Below are 4,617 nucleotides of genomic sequence, written 5' to 3' on the forward strand. Positions count from 1 at the left end.
GACCAAGGTCGTCGTATCTCCTTCAACAACGAACTGCCTGAGAAGTACTTGCAGCACGGTGTTGCTTCGGCTCGATAAGAAAATACTCGATTTGAAGAATTCATTCCATCTAGCCACCGCATAGAACATACCAATTGTCAGCAGCGGAATGCGGGACAGCGGTAAGATAATCCGCATGAACACGGTCATGTGTCCAGCGCCATCGATTTTCGCAGCCTCAACTAAGGAATCCGGTATTTCTTCAATAAACCGCATCATAATGATCAAATAAAAGACGTTAATCGTACGGTAAAGAACCATCGCCCAAAGATTATCCAGCAAGTGCAGGTCCTTGATGACCATATACTCTTGCACGATACCCGGTTCAAAAATCATGATGATGATGAGAAAAATCATGATGGGCGTTTTGCCGACCAGATTTTTACGCGTCAATACGTAAGCTGTAATGGTTGTGAAGAAAAGGCTGAACACCGTACCGACAATCGTAATAAATAAAGAGTTCATTAACGCTTTCCCGACAATCGGATTGCTGAGCACCACCTGGAAATTGATGAACGAGAAACCTTTTGGCAAAATGTCATAGCCATGCAGCATATGGACTTTGCTGGGGCTCGAGAAAGCTTTGGCGATCAAGTTCATAATCGGTACAAACATCGTCAGCGATAAGAGGACGAGTACGGCACCGAGCACTAATTTGGTGAACGAAAATTTTTGGACACTCATGCTAGCTCCTCCTTACCATGCGCCTTTCGAGGTCAGTTTCTTGGATATGAAATGCGTGGAAAGCACCAGCACGACCCCAATCATACTTTTGAACAAATTAGCCGCTGTAGCGAACGAATATTGACCGTTGATCAAACCAACGCGGTAAACATAAGTATCAATAATATCAATCCGGCTATTGACGGAATCATTCGTGAAGTTCAACACTTGATCCAGCCCTGCATTCATAATAAATCCGACATTTAGAATGAAAATGGTTACCATCGGGATATACAGATGAGGCAGTACAATTCGTGTCACAATGTGCCAACGGTTGGCTCCATCAACATGCGCCGCTTCATACAAACTTTGATTCACACCCATGATAGCTGCAAGGAAAATGATCGAATCCCATCCGATATTCCGCCATGCTTCACTCGCAACAAGCACCCATCTGATCGCTGATTTATCTGTTAGAAAGTCGTGTGGTTGAAACCCGAAGGCTTGAATGATCTCATTCACGACACCGTTTGATTTGGATAAAAAGTCGAACCATACCCCGGCAATAACGACCCAAGACAGAAAGTGGGGCAAATACGAGATGACTTGAATTGATTTCCGGAACTTTCCGTTAATGAACTCGTTAAGGATGAGCGCGAAGATAATCGGAATGGGAAAAATAAGAAACATTTTCATCGCGCTGATAATGAGCGTATTTTTTATTACCTGCTCAAAGATTGGTGTACTGAACAATTCCCGGAAATATTTCAAACCAACAAAGACGTTATCTCCGAGAATTTGATAATCATAGAAAGCTAACTTCATGCCGATAATCGGCCAGATGTGAAAAATAATAAAATAAGCGATTCCCGGCAAAAGCATCAAGTAGAGGACTTTGTCACTCCACATTTGTTTAACTTTCGAATGGGTTCTGATTTGAATCGACTCCTTTCCCATCATACGTCGACTTCCAATTCCATCAGTGGGGCATGCTGTTGAGCACCGTATACGTCACGATCCAAGAACGTGCCTGAAGAAACTTTTCGCGCAAATGTAATTTTGAAGCCGAGCGCTTGATCGAAAAAGACGATATGCATGATCTTATCTTGCTCAATGTTGTAAAGCTTCGATACCAAATCTTTGTTAATGATGCCGGAATTCTTTATTTTGTAATACACTACCGGATCTGTAAAAAGGGCATCCACCGTAATTTCAAACGGTCCGCTGTTTTTGCTTCTCAGTACTTTCGCTGCATCTACTAGCTTCATAATTACACCTCGATATATTCGTTGCGGAACATCTCAACGCCATCCGCAACTTGCATCAAATGATAAACGGAGAATTCATACACAGCGCCAAAAGGGATATCGCTTGGGGCAAAAGGGAACGCCAGATTGCCTGCCGTCGATTTCCTGCCCTCATAGCCGTAATGCAAGAATGTAGATCTGACGGAGCTGCAAATCGTGTTCGCCAGCTCTTGTGTCTTCGCAATAACTTCGAATACAACACCTAATTCGTGCCCAGCCGTTTTTTGCGGCTCCAGTTCACCCAACACGCCGTTAAGACCGTAATTGATGAAATTGATTTCATAATCCTCTTGCGGGATTTCGCTGTAGTACTCCCATACTTGCTGTTTGACCAAGCCCTCTACTTCTTCAATCTGTTCGATCAAAAGCGGATCACGGATACCTGCAACCACGAGTGTGCGGTAAGCGACTTTCATTGCTCCTTCGAGCTTGATTTTGTACTCAGCAGATGGCAAGATTCGGCTTCCTCGCACTTCTACGCTGTCGTCTCCCAATTCCTTAAACTCACAATGTTCAAGATCCAGAACAAGTCCCGGACCATGGAGCAGATAAGGATGATCTTTCTCATAAAATGTGTGTGCAGCTACGGAAACAGCCGTACATTTACGTTTGTCGTTCAGCGGTTTGACGATAAATGAATCTTTGGTCAGAATGCCCAGCATGCAATCTTTCGTTGTCCCCGGTTCTGCACAAAGCGCTGAACATTCAAGAATTTTACCCAAATGATAAGCAAGTGCTGTATCAAAGCCATTATGCATGGCTACCGCGGCAAACGGCGAAGGATCGTAAGCGCGACCACAGATGATAATGTCAGCGCCTTCTTGAAGCGCCGCGATAATAGGTTCATGTCCCATTTGGGCAACAATACCGTTAGTAGCTTCCAATCTTTCCTTCGTAAGCGTCTTCACAGCAATGCCAAGTGGCTCACACTCACCTGATTCTAATTTAGCTTCCACGACTTCCTTAGGAATATCCGCCCAGATCGTCGCTACTTTCAGCCCCGTAATGTTGTTCTCGTTAAGAATTTCCATGATGATTGATCGTGTCCATTCAACATGAACCTTCGCTCCGCTGCCTCCAGCAGATCCGATAATGACCGGAATTTTTGCTTCAGCACCAGCTACAATCATCAGTTCCAAATCTTTTTTGCAAGCTTGCTTGCTGACAATCGCTGTGCCTGCTCCTAATTTATGAGGACCAGCGTCCGTTGAACCGGCATCCACGACGATCGCATCCGGGTGATGTTCCATCCCTCTGATAAACGATGATTTCGGAAATCCGTAACCTAACATCCCGCAGGGCGCCAAAATTTTGAATTGTTCCATTGCTTTACAACCTCCACTGTCCATCATCCGATTCGATGGTTCATTCTTTTCTTTTTCTTCTCGTTGACTCGCGCGGAATGAGTTTGACATCGAATAGATGCGTCTGATCTTCGCTGTTGTCACCCTCGATTTTCTTGATAAGAAGTCGTGTGGACAACATCCCCATATCATAAATCGATTGTGCAACCGTCGTAATTTCCGGCTCTACGATGACCGTCAGGTCAATACCGTCGAACCCGCACAACGCAACTTGATCAGGGACGCGCACGCCCATTCGCTGCAATTTCTTAAGTGCCCCAACTGCCATCGTGTCATTGCCTGCAAAAATCCCGTCAATATCAGGATGGCGCTTCATTAGGTTTTCAACCGCTTCCATTCCGCCGTTAACGCGGAAATAACCAGGTTCGACGAGGCTTGGCGAATACCAAGGAAAATGTTTCACAGATTGCTCGTATCCCATGAATCGCTCTCTTCCGGTTACCGTATCCTGCGGGCCATAAATATGAGCAATTTTCGTGCAGCCCTCATCGAGCAGATGCTGTACAGCTTGCTGTGCCCCTTCCAAATGCTTGGAGCTTACGACCGTGCAAGAAGTCTCTCGCGGCGCTCTATCCAGCATAATGAAAGGAATTTTCTCGTTATTCAAAGCGTCAACATCGTCAGAGCGAAGGCTGTAGGAAGCGAACAAAATGCCGTCTACATACCGCTGCTTCAGCACCCTGATGTAGGTTTGCTCCTTATCCGCTTGATTGTCTGAATTGCATAGAATCACTGTATATCCATACATGCGGGCAACATCCTCAACAGCCCTGGCTAGCTCCGCAAAGAATGGATTCGTGATATCCGGGAATATTAAGGCAATCGTTCCTGTCTTTCTTCCTGCAAGCCCTCTAGCCATCGCGTTCGGCTCGTACTGAAGCGTTTTGATCGCTTGCTCTACTCGCAATTTTGTTTCTTCATTGACATATCCGTTTTTGTTCAAGAATCGGGAAATAGTCGCTACAGAAACACCTGCCAACTTTGCCACATCTCTAATTGTTGCCACTGGTTACGACTCACTCCTACAAAAAAGCATAACCGTACTCTCAGCAAAGAAATCCTTGCATAGGGTACCGGTTACATGCTCCCGAAATTTTCCTTTATTTCGATAAATACTATTATTTACACATTACATACTAATTATTTAGATTGCCGTGATTAACGATGTGTAACCGGTTACCTATTCCATGTTTCTTATTATATTCCTCATGTTTCAACCATGTCAAGTCTAAATACTCCCTTGG

At 44.8% G+C, this 4,617-nt stretch carries 5 protein-coding genes; all 5 read right to left on the reverse strand.

Annotated elements, in window-relative coordinates:
• Positions 1–723, reverse strand: a 723-nt coding sequence (locus tag AC1DUA_RS24595) for a carbohydrate ABC transporter permease (RefSeq protein WP_477502264.1), incomplete at its 3' end; no start/stop codon positions are given.
• Between the two features lie 12 nt (positions 724–735).
• Positions 736–1,662, reverse strand: a complete 927-nt coding sequence (locus AC1DUA_RS24600; RefSeq protein WP_477502265.1) for an ABC transporter permease — start codon at positions 1,660–1,662, stop codon at positions 736–738.
• Complete coding sequence (locus AC1DUA_RS24605; protein WP_477502266.1) at positions 1,659–1,970, reverse strand: DUF4387 domain-containing protein; 312 nt, start codon at positions 1,968–1,970, stop codon at positions 1,659–1,661. Before AC1DUA_RS24605 ends, AC1DUA_RS24600 begins: the two co-directional genes overlap by 4 nt.
• 2 nt (positions 1,971–1,972) lie before the next feature.
• On the reverse strand, positions 1,973–3,334 hold the full coding sequence (locus AC1DUA_RS24610; RefSeq protein ID WP_477502267.1) for an acyclic terpene utilization AtuA family protein: 1,362 nt from the start codon (positions 3,332–3,334) through the stop codon (positions 1,973–1,975).
• A gap of 40 nt (positions 3,335–3,374) precedes the next feature.
• Positions 3,375–4,379 (reverse strand): LacI family DNA-binding transcriptional regulator, encoded by a 1,005-nt coding sequence (locus AC1DUA_RS24615; RefSeq protein ID WP_477502268.1) that lies wholly within the window; start codon positions 4,377–4,379, stop codon positions 3,375–3,377.
• Between the last annotated feature and the right edge of the window lie 238 nt (positions 4,380–4,617).

This window comes from Paenibacillus sp. 01T422 (assembly GCF_056398785.1).

What these genes read in the sequence shown, in the direction of transcription:
- AC1DUA_RS24605 (WP_477502266.1), bottom strand. Translation starts at nt 1,970, where the DNA reads ATGAAGCTAGTAGATGCAGCGAAAGTACTGAGAAGCAAAAACAGCGGA.
- AC1DUA_RS24600 (WP_477502265.1), bottom strand. Translation starts at nt 1,662, where the DNA reads ATGATGGGAAAGGAGTCGATTCAAATCAGAACCCATTCGAAAGTTAAA.
- AC1DUA_RS24610 (WP_477502267.1), bottom strand. Translation starts at nt 3,334, where the DNA reads ATGGAACAATTCAAAATTTTGGCGCCCTGCGGGATGTTAGGTTACGGA.